The organism is Flavobacterium sp., from assembly GCF_044368995.1.
GTDB lineage: Bacteria > Bacteroidota > Bacteroidia > Flavobacteriales > Flavobacteriaceae > Flavobacterium.
In genome coordinates this window covers 1-21,237 of sequence record NZ_JBIPMS010000005.1, presented here as the reverse complement: position 1 = coordinate 21,237, position 21,237 = coordinate 1, and the positions used below count along the sequence as shown (strand labels likewise).

General features: G+C 30.1%; 24 protein-coding genes. 14 read left to right on the top strand and 10 right to left on the bottom strand.

The window, feature by feature from the left end; genetic code table 11:
- Positions 1-157 precede the first annotated feature (157 nt).
- Entirely contained in the window at positions 158-1,189 is a 1,032-nt protein-coding gene (locus tag ACIQ2I_RS01000) for a WD40/YVTN/BNR-like repeat-containing protein (protein WP_396180573.1), read from the top strand.
- A gap of 15 nt (positions 1,190-1,204) precedes the next feature.
- Here ACIQ2I_RS01000 and ACIQ2I_RS00995 read toward each other — a convergent pair whose 3' ends face one another.
- The 3 genes from ACIQ2I_RS00995 to ACIQ2I_RS00985 are packed head-to-tail and all read right to left on the bottom strand — an operon-like array spanning position 1,205 to position 2,791.
- Positions 1,205-1,744 carry a hypothetical protein gene (locus ACIQ2I_RS00995; RefSeq protein ID WP_396180572.1) on the bottom strand — a complete coding sequence of 180 codons (540 nt, stop codon included), beginning with the start codon at positions 1,742-1,744 and terminating at the stop codon, positions 1,205-1,207.
- Positions 1,745-1,766: 22 nt separating this feature from the next.
- Complete coding sequence (locus ACIQ2I_RS00990) at positions 1,767-2,216, bottom strand: hypothetical protein (RefSeq protein ID WP_396180571.1); 450 nt, start codon at positions 2,214-2,216, stop codon at positions 1,767-1,769.
- Between the two features lie 32 nt (positions 2,217-2,248).
- Complete coding sequence (locus ACIQ2I_RS00985) at positions 2,249-2,791, bottom strand: RNA polymerase sigma factor (protein WP_396180570.1); 543 nt, start codon at positions 2,789-2,791, stop codon at positions 2,249-2,251.
- 87 nt (positions 2,792-2,878) lie between these two features.
- Between ACIQ2I_RS00985 and ACIQ2I_RS00980 the strand changes: the two genes are divergently transcribed.
- A complete protein-coding gene (locus ACIQ2I_RS00980) occupies positions 2,879-3,529 on the top strand; it encodes an HAD family hydrolase (RefSeq protein WP_396180596.1) in 651 nt (216 codons plus the stop codon).
- 1 nt (position 3,530) lies between these two features.
- Here the strand turns inward: ACIQ2I_RS00980 and ACIQ2I_RS00975 are convergent, their stop codons facing one another.
- The 3 genes from ACIQ2I_RS00975 to ACIQ2I_RS00965 all read right to left on the bottom strand — a co-directional run bounded on the left by ACIQ2I_RS00975 (position 3,531) and on the right by ACIQ2I_RS00965 (position 6,145).
- Positions 3,531-4,820, bottom strand: a complete 1,290-nt coding sequence (locus ACIQ2I_RS00975; RefSeq protein WP_396180569.1) for a cryptochrome/photolyase family protein — start codon at positions 4,818-4,820, stop codon at positions 3,531-3,533.
- Position 4,821: 1 nt separating this feature from the next.
- Positions 4,822-5,286, bottom strand: a complete 465-nt coding sequence (locus tag ACIQ2I_RS00970; RefSeq protein WP_396180568.1) for a cell division inhibitor — start codon at positions 5,284-5,286, stop codon at positions 4,822-4,824.
- Between the two features lie 124 nt (positions 5,287-5,410).
- Positions 5,411-6,145 carry a hypothetical protein gene (locus tag ACIQ2I_RS00965; RefSeq protein WP_396180567.1) on the bottom strand — a complete coding sequence of 245 codons (735 nt, stop codon included), beginning with the start codon at positions 6,143-6,145 and terminating at the stop codon, positions 5,411-5,413.
- Between the two features lie 130 nt (positions 6,146-6,275).
- Here ACIQ2I_RS00965 and ACIQ2I_RS00960 point away from each other — a divergent pair, with 130 nt between their 5' ends.
- Positions 6,276-7,118, top strand: coding sequence for a DUF2911 domain-containing protein (locus tag ACIQ2I_RS00960; RefSeq protein ID WP_396180566.1), 843 nt, complete (start codon positions 6,276-6,278; stop codon positions 7,116-7,118).
- A gap of 52 nt (positions 7,119-7,170) precedes the next feature.
- Here ACIQ2I_RS00960 and ACIQ2I_RS00955 read toward each other — a convergent pair whose 3' ends face one another.
- A complete protein-coding gene (locus ACIQ2I_RS00955; RefSeq protein WP_396180565.1) occupies positions 7,171-8,292 on the bottom strand; it encodes a cysteine desulfurase family protein in 1,122 nt (373 codons plus the stop codon).
- A 4-nt stretch (positions 8,293-8,296) separates the two neighbouring features.
- Entirely contained in the window at positions 8,297-8,851 is a 555-nt protein-coding gene (locus tag ACIQ2I_RS00950; RefSeq protein ID WP_396180564.1) for a Smr/MutS family protein, read from the bottom strand.
- Between the two features lie 53 nt (positions 8,852-8,904).
- Between ACIQ2I_RS00950 and ACIQ2I_RS00945 the strand changes: the two genes are divergently transcribed.
- Together ACIQ2I_RS00945 and ACIQ2I_RS00940 are read left to right on the top strand one after the other, a co-directional pair.
- Positions 8,905-9,468 carry an anthranilate synthase component II gene (locus ACIQ2I_RS00945; RefSeq protein ID WP_396180563.1) on the top strand — a complete coding sequence of 188 codons (564 nt, stop codon included), beginning with the start codon at positions 8,905-8,907 and terminating at the stop codon, positions 9,466-9,468.
- Between the two features lie 199 nt (positions 9,469-9,667).
- The gene (locus ACIQ2I_RS00940; RefSeq protein WP_396180562.1) at positions 9,668-12,709 is read left to right on the top strand and encodes a choice-of-anchor I family protein; all 3,042 of its coding nucleotides are present in this window, start codon (positions 9,668-9,670) and stop codon (positions 12,707-12,709) included.
- 51 nt (positions 12,710-12,760) lie between these two features.
- Here the strand turns inward: ACIQ2I_RS00940 and yaaA are convergent, their stop codons facing one another.
- Complete coding sequence (gene yaaA, locus ACIQ2I_RS00935; protein WP_396180561.1) at positions 12,761-13,519, bottom strand: peroxide stress protein YaaA; 759 nt, start codon at positions 13,517-13,519, stop codon at positions 12,761-12,763.
- A 128-nt stretch (positions 13,520-13,647) separates the two neighbouring features.
- Between yaaA and ACIQ2I_RS00930 the strand changes: the two genes are divergently transcribed.
- From ACIQ2I_RS00930 to pdxH, 9 genes are all read left to right on the top strand, one after another.
- The gene (locus tag ACIQ2I_RS00930; RefSeq protein WP_396180560.1) at positions 13,648-14,388 is read left to right on the top strand and encodes a Rossmann-like and DUF2520 domain-containing protein; all 741 of its coding nucleotides are present in this window, start codon (positions 13,648-13,650) and stop codon (positions 14,386-14,388) included.
- Positions 14,381-14,908 carry a KdsC family phosphatase gene (locus tag ACIQ2I_RS00925; protein ID WP_396180559.1) on the top strand — a complete coding sequence of 176 codons (528 nt, stop codon included), beginning with the start codon at positions 14,381-14,383 and terminating at the stop codon, positions 14,906-14,908. Before ACIQ2I_RS00930 ends, ACIQ2I_RS00925 begins: the two co-directional genes overlap by 8 nt.
- 18 nt (positions 14,909-14,926) lie before the next feature.
- Positions 14,927-15,883, top strand: a complete 957-nt coding sequence (locus ACIQ2I_RS00920) for a geranylgeranylglycerol-phosphate geranylgeranyltransferase (protein WP_396180558.1) — start codon at positions 14,927-14,929, stop codon at positions 15,881-15,883.
- On the top strand, positions 15,876-16,463 hold the full coding sequence (locus tag ACIQ2I_RS00915) for a Maf-like protein (protein ID WP_396180557.1): 588 nt from the start codon (positions 15,876-15,878) through the stop codon (positions 16,461-16,463). The genes ACIQ2I_RS00920 and ACIQ2I_RS00915 overlap by 8 nt, the downstream gene beginning before the upstream one ends.
- A 105-nt stretch (positions 16,464-16,568) precedes the next feature.
- Positions 16,569-17,114 carry a bifunctional pyr operon transcriptional regulator/uracil phosphoribosyltransferase PyrR gene (pyrR, locus tag ACIQ2I_RS00910; protein WP_396180556.1) on the top strand — a complete coding sequence of 182 codons (546 nt, stop codon included), beginning with the start codon at positions 16,569-16,571 and terminating at the stop codon, positions 17,112-17,114.
- Between the two features lie 20 nt (positions 17,115-17,134).
- The gene (locus tag ACIQ2I_RS00905) at positions 17,135-18,064 is read left to right on the top strand and encodes an aspartate carbamoyltransferase catalytic subunit (protein ID WP_396180555.1); all 930 of its coding nucleotides are present in this window, start codon (positions 17,135-17,137) and stop codon (positions 18,062-18,064) included.
- A 5-nt stretch (positions 18,065-18,069) separates the two neighbouring features.
- Complete coding sequence (locus ACIQ2I_RS00900) at positions 18,070-18,402, top strand: ribonuclease Z (protein WP_396180554.1); 333 nt, start codon at positions 18,070-18,072, stop codon at positions 18,400-18,402.
- Positions 18,403-18,794: 392 nt separating this feature from the next.
- Positions 18,795-19,700 (top strand): ribonuclease Z, encoded by a 906-nt coding sequence (locus ACIQ2I_RS00895; protein WP_396180553.1) that lies wholly within the window; start codon positions 18,795-18,797, stop codon positions 19,698-19,700.
- A gap of 114 nt (positions 19,701-19,814) precedes the next feature.
- A complete protein-coding gene (gene pdxH, locus ACIQ2I_RS00890; protein ID WP_396180552.1) occupies positions 19,815-20,456 on the top strand; it encodes a pyridoxamine 5'-phosphate oxidase in 642 nt (213 codons plus the stop codon).
- Positions 20,457-20,462: 6 nt separating this feature from the next.
- Here pdxH and rsmD read toward each other — a convergent pair whose 3' ends face one another.
- Positions 20,463-21,062, bottom strand: coding sequence for a 16S rRNA (guanine(966)-N(2))-methyltransferase RsmD (gene rsmD, locus ACIQ2I_RS00885; RefSeq protein WP_396180551.1), 600 nt, complete (start codon positions 21,060-21,062; stop codon positions 20,463-20,465).
- Between the last annotated feature and the right edge of the window lie 175 nt (positions 21,063-21,237).

The following is a 21,237-nucleotide window of genomic DNA, read 5'->3' as shown; positions in this document are numbered from 1 at the left end:
TATATGTAAAAATGCCTGCAAAGATAGTAATTAAAACCAAAAAACCTTTGATTCATGGGTTAAATAGCAAGTTTCTTATTTATAAATGACTAAATATATACAATATGAAACAATACTTTTTTTGAATAATTGTATATTAGCCTAAAATAAGTAGTTTATGAAATATTTATCCTTGTTCGTGTTTTTTGTTTTATTATCCTGTAAACCAACATTTAAAGTTTTAGAAAGAAAAAATATTATGTTAGATTCTCTTTCTATTCGAGCTATTTATCCAACGATTAACGGAGTTTGGTTTGGAGGTACAAATAGTAAAGCAGGATTTATAAGTTTCCAAAACGAAGCAGAAACTAAAATCGTAACATTACAGAAAGAAAATACAGATTTTAGAAGTATGGCGTATGCGAATGGAAGTGTATATGTTTTAAACGTAGGAACTCCAGCAAATATATACGCATTAAATACTTTTGGATATAGTGCTTCCTCAAATTTAATTTATACTGAAAGTGGCGAAAAAGTATTTTATGACAGTATGTTTATAGATGCGAAAACAGGATTAGGAATAGTTATTGGAGATCCAACAGAAGATTGTTTATCTGTGCTTTTAACAGAAAATTCAGGAAAAAATTGGAAGAAAATACCCTGTGATATATTACCAAAAACAGTTGAAGGAGAAGCGGCTTTTGCGGCAAGTGATACGAATGTCAAAATTGTTGATGGCGTGATTTATATTATTTCTGGAGGAAAAAAATCTAGAATATTTAAGAGCGATAAAAAAGGTAAAACTTGGGAAGTTTTTGACACGCCAATTATTCAAGGTGAAGCTATGACTGGAGCGTTTTCTATGGATTTTTACAATAAAAGAAAAGGAATTATTGTAGGTGGAAATTACGAGAATCAAAAAGATAATGCTTTAAATAAAGCTATTACACGAAATGGTGGCAAAACATGGAAAATAGTTGCTAAAGATGAAGCTTTTGGGTATGCTTCTTGTGTTCAATTTATGCCAAAAAGCCGTGGTAAAGTAATTTATACTTGTGGTACTTCAGGTGTTTATTATTCTACAAATTTTGGAGAAAAATGGACTAAAATTTTAAATGATGACGATTTTTACACCTTACGATTCAGTGGTAAAAACAATATCTATTTTGCAGGAAAAAACAAAGTAACCAAAATAAAAATAAGCCATTAAAAATGGCTTATTAATTTATCTTCTAGGTGGAGGCGGTGGGCGATTGCCTTTGCGCTGTTTTAATTTTTCTAAAATTTTTCTATGAAATTCATGTTCTAAACGTTCTAATGTTACTACTTTTTCAGCAGAAATTATTGGTATTAATTCTGCTCGCATTTTCTTTTTTAATAACATTACCTCAGATTCAATAGCTTCGGATTCTTCAATTTTTTTTAAAGCATCTTCATCAGTACTATTTTTTTTACCTACTCGAAGTTTCATTTGCGCTTCTTTTAATAGCATTATTTTGTCGTCATATTTGTTGTATACTGGCCAAAATTTTTCTGCTTCTTGAGAAGTAAGTGCCAATTTTTGAGAAATAAAAGCAATTTTCAACGATTTAATTTTATCTTTTCTTTCTTGCAAAATTTCCTTTTTACCTGCAAGTAATCCTTCTCTTTGTTCAATTAATTGCGATCTACGTTTCTCAATCTCTGCTTTTTTTTGCTCTGAATTTTCTTGTGCTTGATTGCTCAAACTAAAAATAAATGCTACTAGTATTACTATTTTTTTCATTTTAATTTTTTATTTAATTAATTTAGTTTAAATTATTGTAAATGAGTTCATTCTCTAATTCAATTATTTCTTTATTATCTAACAAAGCCCCAACTTCGTAAATACTTATTTCTTCGGAATGCATTTCTAAATAACTCATTTCTGCAAACTCATTATTATAAGTTTCTGCAGTTTTATATATCATAGAACCAATTATGGTTAACAATATAACCGCTGCAATTCCGCTTACTTTATATAACGTGTGTTTTAAATGGATAACTTTAGATTCTGTATGATTAATTATAGTTAACAATCTCACTTCATTTTTAACAAAAAAGTCTTCCGGCGCAACAAAACCTGATGCTTTAGGAATTAAATTTGTAGTTACTTCGCCATTAATTTTCTCAACTATATTATCTGATAAATTATCAAAATAATCGTTAGGGGTCATAAAACCACTTGTCCTTTTGTTATTTTCTAAATGTGTTTTCATTATTGATTTAGACTACTTTTATTGTAAATGGTTTAATTGTTTTTTAAATATGCTTCAATTTTTTTTACTGCGTGATGGTAATTTGCTTTTAAACCTCCAACTGAGGTGTCTAAAATTTCACTCATATTATCATATTTCATTTCTTCAAAGTATTTCATTTTAAAAACCAATTGTTGTTTTTCTGGAAGTGTAGCTATGGCTTTTTGGAGTTTTATTTGTATTTCATTTCCCTCAAAATAAACGTCTGCTTCTAAATTCAGTATAGCTTTTTGTTGCATTTCTACGTTAGAAATACCTTGTTTTTTGGCTCTTTGTTCAATAAAAGTAAACGATTCGTTTGTTGCAATCCTAAACATCCAAGAATATAATTTACTTTCTCCTTTAAATTTTCCAATATTCGAAAACACTTTTATAAATGTATTTTGAAGCACGTCGTCAGCATCATCATGGTTTAAAACAATATTTCTAATATGAAAATACAAAGGTTTTTGATAGGATGCCACCAATTGTTTAAACGCTGTGTTTTGCGTTTTGGGATTTATCAGCGTTTCTAAAAATAATTTTTCTTCTTGCAAAATCAACAATTAATTTAAGTTTGACTAAAGTTACATAAAAAGGTTTAATTGTCATTTATTTTTTTAATTTCGCAAGAAAATAATACGATGTTACAAACTGTGATTTTTGATATGGATGGCGTAATTGTAGATACAGAACCTGTACACAATTATGCTTATTATCAACATTTTAAACAATTAGAAATAGAAGTTTCTGCAGAAATGTTTGCGACTTTTACGGGTAATTCTACTAAAAATGTTTTTGAAAAAATTAAAAATCATTTTGGAATAGAGGATGATATTGATAATTTAGTCCAAAAAAAAAGAAGTTTATTTAATGCTGCTTTTGATACTAAAGAAGATTTATTTTTACTTGATGGCGTAGCCAATTTAATAAAGCAATTACACAAAAATGGCATTCAATTAATTTTAGCGTCTTCGTCATCAAAAGTAACTATTAGTCGTGTTTTTAATCGTTTTAATTTACATCCTTTTTTTTCGCATATTGTTTCTGGTGAAGATTTTCCGCAATCTAAACCCAATCCAGCTATTTTTTTAGAAGCGGTTAGACTATCAAATTCAAAAAAAGAAAATTGCATTGTGATTGAAGACAGCACAAACGGAATTAAAGCCGCTCACGCAGCCGGTATTTTTTGTGTAGGATATAAAAGTGTAAATTCTAAAAAACAAGATTATAGCTTAGCAAATTTAGTTATTGATAGGTTTGAAGAGTTAGATTTTAAAACAATTTTAAAATAGATTAACCAACTGCTTCTTTATAAATTCGCAAACATCTTTCTCTTGCTTCTTTATGATCCACAATTGGATTTGGGTAATGAAGCGTTTCCAATTCTGGTACCCATTTTTTGATATATTTTAACTCTTTATCAAATTTTTTAATTTGTTCTGTCGGATTAAATATTCTAAAATATGGCGCTGCATCAACACCAGAACCGGCAGCCCATTGCCAATTACCAACATTACTAGATTGCTCATAATCTAATAATTTAGAAGCAAAATAGGTTTCACCCCAACGCCAATCAATTAATAAATGTTTGCATAAAAAACTTGCTACCACCATTCGTACGCGATTATGCATGTGCCCTGTGGTATTTAATTCTCGCATACCTGCATCTACCATTGGATAACCAGTTGCTCCATCACACCAATTTTTAAATAGCTTTTCATCATTTACCCATTTTATTTCATCGTATTTAGGTTTGAAACTTTTGGTTTGGGTGTGAGGAAAATGCCATAAAATCTGCATAAAAAATTCACGCCAAATTAGTTCTTTTAAAAAGGTCTCATTCTCAAATTTTAAGGCGTATTGCACTAATTTTCGAATACTAATAGTTCCAAATCGTAAATGAATGCCTAATAATGAAGTCCCATTTTTTAATGCTGGAAAGTTTCTAGAGGCTTCGTATTCAGAAATTAATTTTTCTGAAATATTATAATTTGGTAATTGTATAGCCGTTGCCTCGAAACCAATATCTTGCAAGGATAAAAAAGGGTAGGAATGCTTTGCAATATTTATTAGTAACTTTTCTGAAGGATAATTTACAAGTTGCGTTGCTTTTAATTTTGTTTTCCACTTATTTGAAAACGGAGTATACACTACATAAGGAAGACCATCATCTTTAGTAATTTCTGATTTTTCAAAAATTACTTGATCTTTGCAGGTTTTAAATTCAATTTTATTTTCTTTAAATAATTCATTTAATGCCAAGTCTCTTTTTCGAGCATAGGGTTCATAATCATGATTGGTATAAACTGTGGCAATTTTATTTTCTAAAAAGAGTTTTTTAAATATTTCAATTGGTTTTCCATGAAAAACTGCTAGAGACTTATTGATTTCTATAAGCGCTATATTTATTTTTTCAAGCTGATTATGAATAAAAGTTACGCGAGCATCATTTTTTTCTAAATGTTGCAAAATGGTTTCATCAAAAATAAAAATTGGCAACACATTTTCATTGCCTTGTAAAGCATAAAACAATGCGGTATTGTCTTCTAAACGTAAATCTCGTCTAAACCAAAAAAGTGTCATATCATTTAAATTCTCCAAAAAGTTCAATTAATTTTTTTCTTCTGTATTCAAAAATCTCATCTAATTTTGGTTTCACTATAAACGGATGTACTAATTGACCTAAAATTCCCATTGGAACTTTATAATCGATTATATCTTCCATTTCTACGCCACCCGGAATTTCTTTAATAAAATGCTTATGATGCCATAATGCGTAAGGTCCAAAACGTTGTTCATCAACGAAATATTCTCCTTCTACTACATGTGTAATTTCTGTAATCCATTTGGTTTTAATTCCTAACAAAGGTGTAACGATATATTGAATAATTTGTCCTGCAAACATAGGTCTGTCAGCGCCGCTCAATATATCAAAACTCATGTATTCAGGTGTTATGCTTTTTAAATTTTTTGGATTCGATAAAAATTCCCAAGCTTCTTTTTTAGAAATTGGCAAATTCTGTTTTGATTCTAATCTGTATATTTTCATATTATTTATTTATTACTGCAAATATACGTTTGTTTGAGTTTACAAATAAAATAGTAAACAAAATTATTAAAAAAAAATGCCTTTAAATATAAATTTAAAGGCATTTTTAGATTTTTATTTATTTTTATAATTTCATTTCTGATTTTTTAACAATTTTAGCGATCCTTTTTCCTAAATCACCCATTAGTTCTGTTAAAGCACTTTCACACATTGGCAAAATCTTTTCTGGACTCATAATTGGAATACCGCTTATCATAACAGATGTCTTTTTAGAACGTTCAGATTCTGAAAAAGCGAATACTTTCTCGCCAGTTTTATTGTATAAAGCCATTCTTGTTGTGGCTCTTACTTTTACAGTAGAAGTGCTTCCAACTCCAAAACCTTTTTCAAAAGCAAAATCAATATTTATAAACATCACACCGTCTGCTTTATCAGCAAATATTTTTGCAATTCCTTCTTCATTAACTTTTCCGCCAATACCTTCGTAGATGTATTTGTATTTATCAATGGTTAAATAATTGTTTGCCATGTAATTTGGTAAATTATATTTAGGTAAAAATGCTTGATAAGTCGCATTATTTAGAACTTCGCTTTCTGGTAGTAGATCAAAAGGTAATTCTTTTGAGTAATTGTTAAAGAAGTTATTATGGTATTGTTTCAATATTGGATTTAAATTGAAATTTGGATCATCCCTTAATTTTAAAACATCTCCTAATAAAATATCAACACCAAGTCCTAAATCCTCAAATGATATCATTTTATTTGCATAAAAGGTTACCACAGCAATTTTTTTCTTTTGAGCAAAACTTAATTGCGATAATACTAATAACGCAAAACATAAAATTTTAATTTTTTTCATAATTTTTAATTTTTGATCTGCAAAACTAAATGATTAATTAGTAATAAGCAAAAATTTAATTTTAAGTTTTATCATTATATTAACTTTGAAACACAAAATAAAATATTATTTTAGCAAAAAAAATATAGTTATGAAAAAATACATCTTATTTAGTTTATTTCTAATTTCAGGAATTTTAAGTGCCCAGATTGCTACACCACAAGCAAGTCCAATCTCAAAAGTTGATCAAACAGTTGGTTTGACACAAATTAGTTTAGAATATCACAGACCAAGTGCAAAAGGAAGAGCAGTTTATGGTGAATTAGTCCCTTATGGGAAAAATTGGCGAACTGGTGCCAATGAAAATACAACTGTTACTTTTTCGCAAGATGTTTCCATAAATGGAAAATCTTTAGCAAAAGGTAAATATGCGTTATACACTACTCCAAAAGCAGATTCGTGGGACATTATATTTTATAAAGATACTGATAATTGGGGTTTACCAGAAAACTGGATGGATGATAAGATTGCTGTAAAAACATCAGCAAAGCCTGAAAGCTTAAACAGATTAGTAGAAACATTTACCATTTCATTTAATAATGTAACAACGGATGCTGCTAATTTAGAATTATCATGGGAAAAAACATTGGTTTCTATAAAAATTGAAGTGCCAACTCAGAAAACCGTTTTAAAATCTATTGAAGACACTATGAATGGCCCATCAGCAAAAGACTATTACGCTAGTGCTCAATACTTTTATCAATCGAATACGGATTTAAATAAAGCGCTACTTTGGGTAAATCAAAGCATATCTTTGTCAGGAGAGAAAGTGCCATTTTGGTATTACAGATTAAAATCTTTAATTCAATTTAAATTAGGTGATAAAAAAGGAGCGATTGAAACTGCAAAATTATCTTTAGCAGGTGCAACAGCAGAAAAAAATGAAGATTATATTAAGCAAAACAAAGATAGTATTGATTTGTGGTCTAAATAAATTGGAATAAACTAATATAAAAAAGCCATTCAAATTGAATGGCTTTTTGCATTTATATGGTTTTCAAACTTTCAATTAGTATATCAATTTCTTCTTTGGTATTAAAATGACTAAATGAAATCCGTAATGAAGGTTTTTTAATGTTATCAGATGATAAGAATTCAGCTAAAACATGTGAAGGCTTTAAACTTCCGCTCTGACAAGCACTTCCTCTTGAAACCGCAATGCCTTTGATATCTAAATTAAATAAAATTAGCGCTGTTTTTTCTTCTGAAAAAGGTAATAATACGTTTAAAATAGTATAAAATGTATTTTCTCCATTAATAATAATTCCCTCAAAATTAGCGTGAAGTTTTGCAATACAATATGATTTTAATTCTGATATATATTTAGTTTCTTCAATTAATTGCTCGTTGGCTATCTCAAATGCTTTGGCTAAACCTGCAATTTGATGAACGGCTTCTGTTCCAGCTCGCAATCCTTTCTCTTGTTCACCACCATACAACATAGGTTGCATAGGTGTGTTTTTTCTAATAAATGCAAAACCTATTCCTTTTGGTCCATGAAATTTATGAGCACTTGCCACTAAAAAATCTAAAGGTGTATTTTGCAAATCGATAGCAACTTTACCAATAGATTGTACTGTATCGGAATGAAAAATAGCATTGTATTTTTGACAAATCGTAGCAACTGTATCTATATTTAATTGTGTTCCAATTTCGTTATTCACATGCATTAAAGTTACTAAAGTTGGAATTTTATCATCTAATTTTCTTTCAAAATCAAATAAATCTAAATTTCCGTTTGGTAAAACAGAAATATATTCCACTTCAACACCAAATTCTCTATGTAAATTTAATATGGTATACAAGGTAGCGTGATGTTCAATTTTACTAGTAATAATTTTTTTTATACCATTATTTTTCACCATTTCTCTTAAAATCCAATTTGTTCCTTCTGTAGCACTTGAAGTAAAAATGATTTCTTGAGCAGAACAGTTTAAATATTTTGCAATTTTTTTTCTTGAGGTTTCAATTATTGATTTCGCACTTCTTCCAAAACTATGTGTAGAAGATGGGTTGCCAAAATCATTTTGTAAAACAGCTATCATTGTTTGAATAACTTCTTCTCGTAATGGGGTTGTAGCGGCGTTATCTAAATATATTTTCTTCATTAAATTAATTTTGCTTAATGTAAATTTCCATAGCACCAAATCCGTATTTTCCATAATTGGCCTCTTGGATCACTATGTTTTCATATCGTCTTAATAAATATTCTAACTCACTTTTTAAAACGCCATCACCAACTCCATGTATTAATACGACTCGATTATAACGCTTTGAAATAGCAAAATCCATAGCGCGTTTGGCTTCTTCAAGTTGGATATTTAATTTATCGAAGTTAGTCAAATTTTGGTTTCTACCCGTAATTATTTTCTCCAAATGCAAATCTACCTCAAAAATCATTGGGTCTTTTTTACTTAATTTGGTTAAAACCGAACCTGTTTTTTTAGGGGTTTCTTTCTCAGCTAGTACCTTAGAAAGGTTACCCTCAAAATTAATTTTAGGCGCATCACTTGCGATTTTTATGACCTCTTTTTGATTGTAAGTCAGTTCGAAACCATCTTTAGTTTCAATGATAATTGAGTTATCCGATTGAATTTTTAGGATTATACCTTCTAAATTATCATCTAAAACCTGAACAACATCACCAATTTTCATTGCATTTTCCATAAAATAGTATATTTTTACAAAAGTAAAATAATAACTTTAAAAAACATTTAAATTTGAAAATAGTTGTCATAGATAATTACGATAGTTTTACCTACAATTTAGTACACTATTTAGAAGATTTAGGAGCAACAGTTACTGTTTTTAGAAATGACGCCTTTGAATTAAAAGAATTAGAAGTTTTTGATAAAATAGTTTTGTCGCCAGGACCAGGAATTCCAGAAGAAGCCGGATTATTAAAAGAAGTTATTCAAACTTACGCCAAAACCAAAAGTATATTAGGAATTTGTTTGGGTATGCAGGCCATTGGTGAAGTTTTTGGTGGCAGGTTAACGAAATTAGAAAACGTATTTCATGGTGTGGCTTCGAAAATTACGATTATTGAAAACGATGTTATTTTTAATAAGTTGCCAAATGAAATGGAAGTAGGTCGCTATCATTCTTGGGTGATTTCAAATGACAATTTTCCACAAAATTTAATGATTACTTCTGTGGACGAAAACAAAAATATTATGTCAATTAAACATAGTGTTTATGATGTTCGAGGGGTACAATTTCATCCAGAAAGCATTCTTACACCTGAAGGAAAAAAAATAGTAGAGAATTGGCTTATAAATTAAACTTTTATTTTCTGTTTTCTTTTAAACTTTTTAAATTAAAGATTAGATAATGATTTATATAAATACGTTATCTATTTTTTATAAATAATTAATGATTTATAAAGATTTATTCTTTGAAATTTACCATTTAATAATTTTTGAATAATGATATTTTAAACTTACAGATTGATATTTGTAAGTATTTTAAAACTTAAATATCATGACAAAAAATTATCTAAAAAAACAACTCTTACTATTAGGTTTAGTAATGGTCTCGTCTTTCACTTGGGGTCAAAATTTAGTTCATTATTGGAACTTTAATAATAATGCCTCAGTGGCAACAATCACGACGCCTACGCAAACTTTTGGTGGTGCGAATTTAGTTGCAATTGCAGGTGGTATTAGTGCAATTGATTTTGCAGGTGGTACTGGTAACAACTTTAATGTCTTAAATTTAAATGCTAGAAATGGTGATGGGGAGGGTACTCATTTACGTTTTAATGATCCAATTGGTGGTGCTTTAATTTTTACGTTACCAACTTCTGGATATGAGAACATTATTGTAAAATTTGCAACCAGAAGATCGGGTTCTGGTGCAGGAACTCAATCTTGGTCATATACACTGGATGGCACAATCTATGTTCCTTTTACAACGGTTTTACCTAATAACGGAGACCCATCATTAGCTACTTTAGACTTTTCTTCAATTGCAGCTGCAAATAATAATGCAAATTTTAAATTAAAAGTTGAATTTACACAAGGAGCTGGTGGAACAGTTGGAAATAATCGTTTTGATAATTTTACTTTAGAAGGAACAACCGTAGGAGGTGGAGATACAACTCCGCCAACAGCAACAATAGTTCCGGCTAACGCTGCTGTGAATATTGCTACAACTACAAATCCAACAATTACTTTTAATGAAGCTGTTAGATTAATAGATAACAGTGCGATAACAAACACTAATGTAGATGCTTTAATTGAATTACGATTAAGCAATGCAACAGGAACTAGTGTTCCATTTGATGCCACAATTACTGGAAACGTAATTACAATTATACCTACTACAATTTTAAGTACTAGCCAATTGTATTATATAGCTTTATTACCTAATTCTGTTGAAGATTTAAGCAATAATGCTTTAACTACAATCCAATCTTCAACTTTTACAACAGGAGTACCAAGTGTTGCTTTAGCATCAAATTTTTTAACTGTTAATGAAACTGCAGGTTCACTTAATTTTACTATTAATTTAGTAAGTCCTACAACTTCATCTGTAGAATTAGTTGTAAAATCTAGTCCGTTCAGTACTGCAAATGCTTCTGATTTTACATTAGTTACTCAAACACTAAACTTTACAAGTTCTAGTCCTTTAACACAAACGATTAGTATTCCAATTATAAATGATACTACCATAGAACAACAAGCAGAATATTTTGTTTTAAGCTTAGAAAATCCTGTTGGAGTAAGTGTAACAGCTACTGCTAGTACAGCAACCATATTTATTATAGATGATGACGATTTAGCGCCAGTTCCTTCACAAGAAATTGAACTAAATTACATTGGTAGTTTTGACCCTTCAGGTGCAAGTTCAAGTACGTGTGAAATAGTAGTTCACGATCCAGCTTCACAACGAATATTTACTACAAGTGCTATTGCTGGTTATTTAGATATTATTAATTTTTCTATTCCAGCAGCACCTATATTGGTCTCATCTATAAATATGAACACTTACGGTAGCGTAACTTCGGTAGCTGTAAAAAATGGAATTGTTGCTGTAGCTTCACCAAATGTAAATGCAACTTTAGATGGTTCTGTGGTGTTTTTTGATACGAATGGAGTTTTTTTAAAACAAGTTACTGTTGGCGCATTACCAGATATGATTACTTTTTCACCTGATGGAACGAAAGTAATGACAGCCAATGAAGGCCAACCAAACGCAGATTATTCTATTGATCCAGAAGGTTCTGTAAGCGTAATTGATATTTCTGGTGGAATTCCCGCTTTAACTCAAGCAAACGTTACAAATTTAATGTTTACAGCTTTTAATTCACAAGAAGCAACTTTAATTGCTTCAGGTGTCAGAAAATTAAAAGCGACAAGTACTTTATCTCAAGATTTTGAACCAGAATTTATTACTATAAGTGCTGATTCTCAAAAAGCTTGGGTGACAATTCAAGAAAATAACGCAATAGCAGAAATAAATTTAACAACTTTAACTTTTTCTGAACTTTGGGCTTTAGGAGCAAAAGATGTTAGTATTCCTGGTAACGGAATGGATATTTCAGATAATAACGGACAAGTGTTAATTGCAAATTGGCCAATAAAAGCATTTTATATGCCTGATGCCGTTGCAAATTATACAATCGGTGGAACAACTTATTTAGTTACAGCTAACGAAGGTGATGAAAAAGAATATACAGGTTTTAATGAAAGAACTACTGTTGGTGCATCATCATACATTTTAGATGCCACCTTATTTCCTCACGCTGCAGTTCTAAAACAATCCCATAATATGGGTCGCTTTAGAGTATCTAATTTAAGTGGAAATACTGACGTTGACACCGATTTTGAAGTAATTAGTTCGGTTGGATCTCGTTCCTTTTCAATTTTTAATGCTAACACAAAACAACTTGTTTTTGATAGCGGTGATGATTTTGAAAAATATACAGCTGCCAATTATCCTACTATTTTCAATGCCGATCACGAAAACAATACTCCTAAGGGTCGTAGCCGTGCAAAAGGACCTGAACCAGAAGGAGTAGCAATTGCTCAAATTGGAACACAAACTTTTGCGTTTATTTCTTTAGAAAGAGTGGGTGGTGTTATGGTTTATAATATTACAAATCCAAACAATGTAACTTTTGTAGATTATAAAAACAGCAGAAGTACATCAGCTTGGGCAGGAGATAATGGACCTGAAGGGATAACTTATATCAAACCTGAAAATAGTCCAAATGGAAAAGCATATATATTGGTAGCTAACGAAATTAGTGGTACAATTACTACTTTTGAAGTAGACACAAATGCATTAACCAATCCTAGCTTTGATTCAGACACTAAAACATTTACAATTTTCCCTAATCCGTCTGAAAATGGAATTGTGTATTTCAATAGAGTAGCAGATTATGAATTATTTGACATATCTGGAAAGAAAATTAGTTCAGAAAAAGAAGCCTATACAATAAATACAAGTCAACTTTCAAAAGGAATTTATTTAGTAAAAACTAGCGAAGGAATTGTAAAAAAATTAATTGTAAAATAAACTATAATTAATAAAGAAACAGAAACCTCTAGCGAAAGTTAGAGGTTTTTTTTATCTAGTAAAAACCAATTTATTTCCTTCAGATAAATTACTGTCAAACGCATAGCCTTCATAGTTGAAACCTTTTAAATCATCAATAGTTTCAGCAGTAGTATCTATAATATATCTAACCATTAAACCTCTGGCTTTTTTGGCAAAAAACGAAATCATTTTAAGCTTTCCGTCTTTGTAATCTTTAAATTCTGGAGTAATTACTGCCACTTTCAGCATTTTAGCATCAATAGCAGTAAAATATTCGGTACTGGCTAAGTTTATAAATAATTCGTCTTTATTTAATTCTGAATTTAAATAATCTGTCACTGATTTTTTCCAAAATTCGTAAAGATTTTTTTTTGTGCCTATTGCTATAGAAGTGCCCATTTCTAATCGGTAAGCTTGCATTAAATCTAAAGGTTTTAATATGCCGTATAATCCAGATAAAATACGTAATTTATCTTGTAAATTAGCAACTTTCTCAGCTGATAATGAATATACATCTAAACCCGTGTACACTTCACCATCAAAAGTATAAATTGCTGGTCGTGCATTTTTTGAAGTAAATGGTAGGTGCCAATTTTGATTTCTTTGCCAATTTAAATCTGCTAATTTTTCTGAAATATCCATTAGTTCCATTAACTGCTTAGGCTTTTTCTTTTTTAACGTTTTCTGAATGGTTTCAGCTTGTTTTATAAAAGCCGCTTCCGTAAATAAAGGAGTAGGGAGTGCTTTATCTAAATTTAAAGATTTTGCTGGAGAAATAACAATTTTCATTTTATATTTTTTTTTCAAAAATAGACAATAGGATTATTTTTCACAACTCCGATTTGAGAAATTATTTAAATCTGAGTTTTAAAAAATTGAAATTTGATATTGTTATTGCGATTGTTTATCTTCGCCACATGATAAAGGTAATTCTTTTAGGTTCAGGAAACGTAGCTACTCATCTATTTCAGGCATTTTCGAAAGCCAATGAAATAGAAGTGGTTCAAGTATTTTCTAGAACAGTATCTAACGATTTTCCAGAAATACTTCAAACAACTAATTTTTCTAAAATTGCAGAAGCGGATGTTTATATTATTTGTGTTTCAGATGCTGCCATATCAAGCGTATCGACTCAATTACAATTTAAAAACAGGTTAATAGTACATTCTTCTGGAAGTTCTGATTTAAATGTACTTGATAGTAAAAATAGTAGGGGCGTTTTTTATCCCTTACAAACCTTTACAAAAAACAAACCTGTTGATTTTTCTGAAATTCCTATTTGTTTGGAAACTGAAACTGATTCAGATTATAAAATATTAGAAAAAGTTGCAAAATCAATATCAAATAATATACATGCTATATCAGGTGAGCAACGAAAAGCACTTCATGTTTCCGCAGTTTTTGTTTGTAATTTCACTAATCATTTGTATCAAATTGGAAAGGATATTTGTTTGAAAAATACTATTCCGTTTGAAATTTTACAGCCTTTAATTATAGAAACAGCTGAAAAGATAAAATTACTCTCACCTAGTGAAGCACAAACGGGACCTGCTTTAAGAAATGACCAAAAAACCATAGAAAAACATATCGATTTTCTTTCAAACGAAAATCAAAAAGAAATATATAAAATCATGACAAAATCTATTCAAAATGGCTAAAAGTTATAAAGAATTAATGAATGATATCAAAGCGTTTATCTTTGATATCGACGGCGTATTAACTGATGGAATCGTTCATATTGCTGAAGACGGACAATTGCTTCGTCAAATGAATATCAAAGATGGTTATGCCATGAAAGTCGCTACAGACAAAGGATATCCTGTTTATATTATCTCTGGTGGAAGCAACGAAGGTGTTCGCATTAGGTTACAAAATTTGGGTATAAAAGATATCTATATGGCAACTCCAGATAAAGTAGAAAAATTTCATGAAATTTGTGACGCTTATCAATTAAAGCCTGAAGAAATTCTGTATATGGGCGATGATATTCCTGATTATTTAGTGATGCAAAAAGTAGGCTTACCAACATGCCCACAAGATGCAGTACAGGAAATAAAAGGCATTAGTAAATACATTTCGCATGCCAATGGTGGTAAAGGAGCTGTAAGAGATGTTATAGAGCAAGTTTTAAAAGTTCAAGGGAAATGGATGGACGATTTTGATGCTAAGTTTTTTTAATACAACCATAAATTTGTAATGAAACATTTTTTAAAATTAATTCGAATTGAAAATTTAGCATTGTTTGCTTTTATGCAACTCATAATTAAATACGGATTCTTAAATCATGTTCATTTTAAAGATGCTTTAGGTGCGCCACAATCTTTGGTACTTTGGCAATCATTATCCAATTTTCAATATATTTTACTTGTAAGTGCTACACTTTTTATTTTAGCAGGTGGTTATATTATTAATGCCATTTTTGATGTAGATACCGACAACATCAACAAACCAAATGAAGTGGTTATTGGCACTCACATCTCTGAAAAAACGGCTTATAATTTGTATTTTGTATTTACATGCTTAGGCGTTGGAATTGGTTTTTATTTAAGTCGCGTTATTAATAAACCTGCATTTGCAACTCTGTTTATAATTTGTGCCGCACTTTTATATATTTATTCCAATGGGTTAAAACAAATTCCGATTTTAGGAAATGTAATAGTTGCAATTGTAGCTGGATTATCTATAATAAATATTTGTTTTTTTAATATTCTGCCTACCATATATTCTGGTAATGAATTTTTCATGAAAACGCTAGTTTCAATTCTTACAGATTATGCGATTTTTATTTTTCTATTGCAATTTGCAATTGAGATTATCAAAACAATTGCAAATGAAAAAGGAGATGCTGCTTTCGGAATATCCACTGTTGCAACTTCTTTCGGAATTAAAAATGCAAAACTTATTTGCAGTGCTTCGCTTGTGCTTTTTATTGTTTATCTAACTTATTATTTAGTTGAAAATTTAGCACATAATTCATATGCTTTAGGTTATTTTATATTATTTATCATGTTGCCTTTAGTGGTTGTAGCATTCAAATTGTTTCAATACGAACGAATTAAAGAATACGTTTTGCTAGTTAATGTTTTAAAAATAGTTCAAATTACAACCATATTATCCTTACTTATTATCTTAATTTCTATGCAATATGCTTAAAGAGAAATTCAAAAATCATAAAATTATTTTAGCTTCTGGTTCTCCAAGAAGACAACAGTTTTTAAAAGAATTAGATATTGATTTCGAAATTAGATTAAAGGAAATTGAAGAGATTTATCCAAATCATTTACAAGCCGAAGAAATAACTGATTTTTTAGCCAAATTAAAAGCCAGTGCTTTTGAAAATAAACTAAAAGAAAATGAAATTTTAATAACTTCTGATACTATAGTTTGGTTAGATGATGTGGCTTTAGGAAAACCTAAAGACGCATCTCATGCATTAAGAATGCTAACAGAAATGTCAGGAAAAACACACAAAGTCATTACTTCTGTCTGTATTAAAACCGCACAAAAAGAAATTGTTTTTCATGATGAAACCTCAGTAACTTTTGCTTCGTTAACGTTACAAGAAATTGAATATTATTTAAAGAATTACAAGCCCTTTGATAAAGCGGGTTCTTATGGCATTCAAGAATGGATTGGCTTGGTAGCCATCGATAAAATTGATGGTAGTTATGCGAATGTGGTAGGTTTGCCAACACATAAATTATATAAAGAATTAATGAAACTGACACTTTAAAAAAGCAATTTTAGCTTTAGATTTCATTATCAAATAGCATGTTTTATTGATGTATTTTAAAATTTGAAATTTATTACTTACATTTGTAGCCACAATACACCAAATATGAGTCAAAAAATATTGCTCAATTCAAAAGAAGTCAACATCATTCTACATCGATTGGCCTGTCAATTAATCGAAAAACACCTCGATTTCTCCAATACTATTCTTATCGGAATTCAACCAAGAGGCACATTTTTAGCCAATAGATTGTCAAAAATTTTAAAAAACGATTACCAAGTTTCCGATTTAAAATTAGGTCTATTAGACATCACTTTCTTCAGAGACGATTTTAGAAGAAACGAAAAACATTTTGAAGCCAATCAAACCCAAATTGATTTTTTAGTTGAAGATAAAAATGTGGTTTTTATAGATGATGTATTGTATACCGGAAGAAGTATTCGTGCGGCATTAACAGCAATTCAGTCTTTTGGAAGACCAAAGTCAATAGAACTTTTAACCTTAATTGATAGACGATTTAGTCGTGATTTACCTATTCAACCCGATTATCGTGGGCGACAAGTAGATGCCATAAATAACGAAAAAGTTTTAGTAAAATGGGCAGAAAATGATGGCGAAGATGCCGTTTATATCGAGATAAAGGACAATTAAAGAAAAACAACATAACTAAAATGAAAGAATTAAGCGTCAATCATTTACTAGGAATAAAATACATCAATAAGAATGATATTAATTTAATTCTTGAAACCGCTGATCAGTTTAAAGAAGTAATCAATCGTCCTATTAAAAAAGTACCTTCTTTACAAGATATTACCATCGCAAATATCTTTTTTGAAAACAGCACACGTACCAAATTATCTTTCGAATTGGCTCAAAAACGACTTTCAGCCGATGTAATGAGTTTTTCTTCCGGACAATCTTCGGTTAAAAAAGGAGAAACCTTAATTGATACCGTTAATAATATCTTAGCCATGAAAGTGGACATGGTCGTAATGCGACACAGTTCGCCTGGAGCGGCACATTTTTTATCGCAACATGTAAAAGCAAGTATAGTAAATGCTGGTGATGGCGCACACGAACATCCCACACAAGCTTTGTTAGATAGTTATACAATCAGAGAAAAATTAGGTGAAGTTGCAGGTAAAAAAATAGTTATAGTTGGCGATATTTTACACAGTAGAGTAGCGCTTTCCAATATTTTTGCCTTACAAATGCAAGGCGCAGAAGTAAAAGTTTGCGGACCAAAAACACTAATTCCACAATACATCAATTCTTTAGGGGTAACGTACGAACCAAATCTGATAAAAGCCCTAGAATGGTGCGATGTAGCCAACATGCTGCGCGTACAGAATGAAAGACTTGACGTAAGTTATTTTCCAAATACAAGAGAATATACGCAGCAATTTGGACTAACAAATGAAATATTAAATAACTTAAACAAGGAAATTATTGTCATGCACCCAGGACCTATAAACCGTGGTGTGGAAATCACTTCTGATGTAGCTGATGGCAATCATTCTGTTATTTTAGATCAAGTGGAAAACGGCGTAGCTGTAAGAATGGCTGTTATCTATTTATTAGCAAGTAAGATTAAAAATTAGTTCAAATGAAAGTAGCACATAAAGGACATACTACCACAATTAAAGATACTGAAAGTAGTTTTGATGTTTTTTTACAAAAATTAACTGAACAATATAACTCGTACAAATCTGTTAATTTAATAATTGATATTACGCATGATAAATCATTTGAAATAAGCAACTTAAAGCAATTCTCAGATTTAGCAAAAGCGCATAAAAAAAATAAAAAATCTTTTGTAATTGTTGCAACAGATATAGATTTTAATAAAGTGCCAACTTCAATTAATACGGTTCCTTCTTTGCTTGAAGCACATGATATTATTGAAATGGAAGAAATTGAACGTGACTTAGGATTTTAATTATGAAATTTTCCAATCAAACAAAAATATACATTTTTACAGGATTATTATTTGGATGTACTTTTTTGAGTGCAATGCTTATATTTTCTGGATTAAAAACCAACGAATATAATTTTTTAGCCATTGCTACAAATCTGTTATTTGCAATAGGTTTGATTTTACAGATTATCAAATTAAGCAAAATAGAAAACAATAAATAATGACAACTAGAGCCAAATTTAATTTGTTTTTTCTACTACTAGGCATAATTTTATTGGTGTTAAATGTAATTATTTTTTACCAAGAAAATAAAGTAGAATGGTTTAGATTAATTTCAAATGTGCTACTAATTTTCCTTTTTTCCATGAATATTTACGAAGAAAACAAGAAACAAAAACAACCATAATTTCATCTTGAAAATAAAAATATTAGGCTGTTATGCCGCCACCCCAAGAACCATAACCCATCCTACTTCGCAAGTTTTAGAGATAAAAAACCACATGTTCTTAATAGATTGTGGAGAAGGTACACAAGTGCAACTTCGTAAATATAAAATTAAGTTTTCCCAAATTGAGCATATTTTTATTTCCCATTTACATGGTGATCATTTTTTTGGGTTAATTGGCTTAATTTCTACTTTTATGTTATTAGGTAGAGAAAAAGACTTACACATTTATGGTCCGAAAGGCATAAAAGAAGCCATTTTGTTGCTTTTGAAATTAGGAAACGCTTACACTTCTTATAATTTATTTTTTCAGGAATTGACTTCAAAAGAAAGTGAAGTGATTTTTGAAGATGAAAAAGTAAAGGTCACAACGATTCCTTTAAAACACAGGGTGTACACCAACGGCTTTTTGTTTGAAGAAAAAAATACAGAGCGAAAACTGAATATTGACGCCATTTTAAATCACAATATTGAAAAATTATATTATAATAAAATTAAATTAGGCGGTGATATTAGTTTAGATGATGGAAGCATCATACCCAATTCAGAATTATCTTTTGACCCTGAGGAAACTAAAAGTTATGCGTTTTGCTCGGATACCATTTATGATGTAGAAATTATTCCTCAAATTAAGAATGTAACAGTTTTATATCATGAAAGCACGTTTTTAGAGAGCGAAAGTCATTTAGCAGAAAAAACTATGCATACAACTGCCAAACAAGCTGCAAAAATTGCTAAATTAGCAGAAGCAAAATATTTATTACTTGGACATTATTCCACGCGTTACGGAAATATTGACTTATTTAAAAAAGAAGCACAAGAAATTTTTAAAAAAGTATTGCTAGCAGATGATGGATTGGATTTTGAATTTTAAGAGATATTACACAGAGATTCACAAAGATTTACAGAGAAACACAAAAAAGAAAACAAAAATTTTATATTTGAATTGAATTTTAAAGTTTTGAATAAAGAATAATTACCAAAAAAAATGAAAGATTTATCCGATTATAGAAAATCATACAACAAAAGCGAATTGTTAGAAAACACCATTCCTGATGATGCGATGCAATTGTTTCATAAATGGTTTTATGAAGCGGAAGCTCAAGAAAATGGAGAAGTAAACGCCATGACTATTGCTTCAATTGGTTTGGATGGATTCCCAAAAAGTAGGGTAGTACTGCTTAAAAAATTCAATGAAGAAGGTTTTATTTTCTATACCAATTACAATTCAGAAAAAGGAAAAGCCATTTTAAAACAACCAAATGTTTGCCTTTCTTTCTTTTGGCCGATAGTAGAACGACAAGTTATTATTAAAGGAATAGCTGAGAAAACAGCCGCACAAATTTCAGATAATTATTTTGATTCTCGCCCGGAGGGCAGCAAATTAGGCGCTATTGTTTCAAATCAAAGTGAAATAATTCCATCAAGAGATTTTTTAGATGAAAAATTAAAAAACTTAGAAAAGGAAATTTCCGGATCCGAAATAAAACGACCTGAAAATTGGGGTGGCTTTTTAGTAAAACCAGTTGAAGTAGAGTTTTGGCAAGGACGAGCCAACAGATTACACGATAGAATTCGTTATAAATTAGAAGCAGATTTTAGTTGGAAAATTGATCGTTTATCGCCTTAATGGCTTTTATTCCGATTCATCGTCTTCATCATCGTCTTCATCATCTTCGTCTGATTCGACTTCATCTTTTACCAATTCAAAAAAGCTAAATGTTGTTCCTCCATAGGTTCTAGCAAAAGAAAAATTATCCAAATGTTCTAATTTCGTATCTTTAGAATGTTCAATAATCAACATGCCTTCTTCGTCTAAAATATCATTTTCAAAAATCAAAACAGGAATTTTATCAAAATCTTTTTGATCAAGATGATACGGCGGATCTGCAAAAATAATATCGTAACTTCCTTTGTGTTTTTGTAAAAAAGCAAAAACATCACTTTTAATTGGCGTAATATCAAAGTCAAATTCGGTTGCAATTTTTCTTATGTAATTTACACAACCCATATCTGCATCAACGGCTACAAGTGGTGTGGCACCTCGAGAGGCAAATTCATAAGCAATATTTCCCGTACCAGAAAACAAGTCCAATATTTTTAATTCGCCAAAATTAAAATGGTTATTTAAAATATTAAATAGGGCCTCTTTGGCCATATCTGTTGTTGGTCGTACCGGTAAGTTTTTAGGTGCTTGTAAACGTCTGCCTTTATATTTTCCTGATATTATTCTCATGAGTGAAATAAAATAAAATGCTTTAATAAGTCTTTTTCAGGAACATCAAAAACAGCTTTTAAATTGGAAACATCTAACAAACTACAGTTTCTTATGTATTTATACGCAATTTTAAAAGCATCGCTTTCTTCTGAAATAGCACCTAAAAACTGCACAGGAATAATTTCTGGATTAA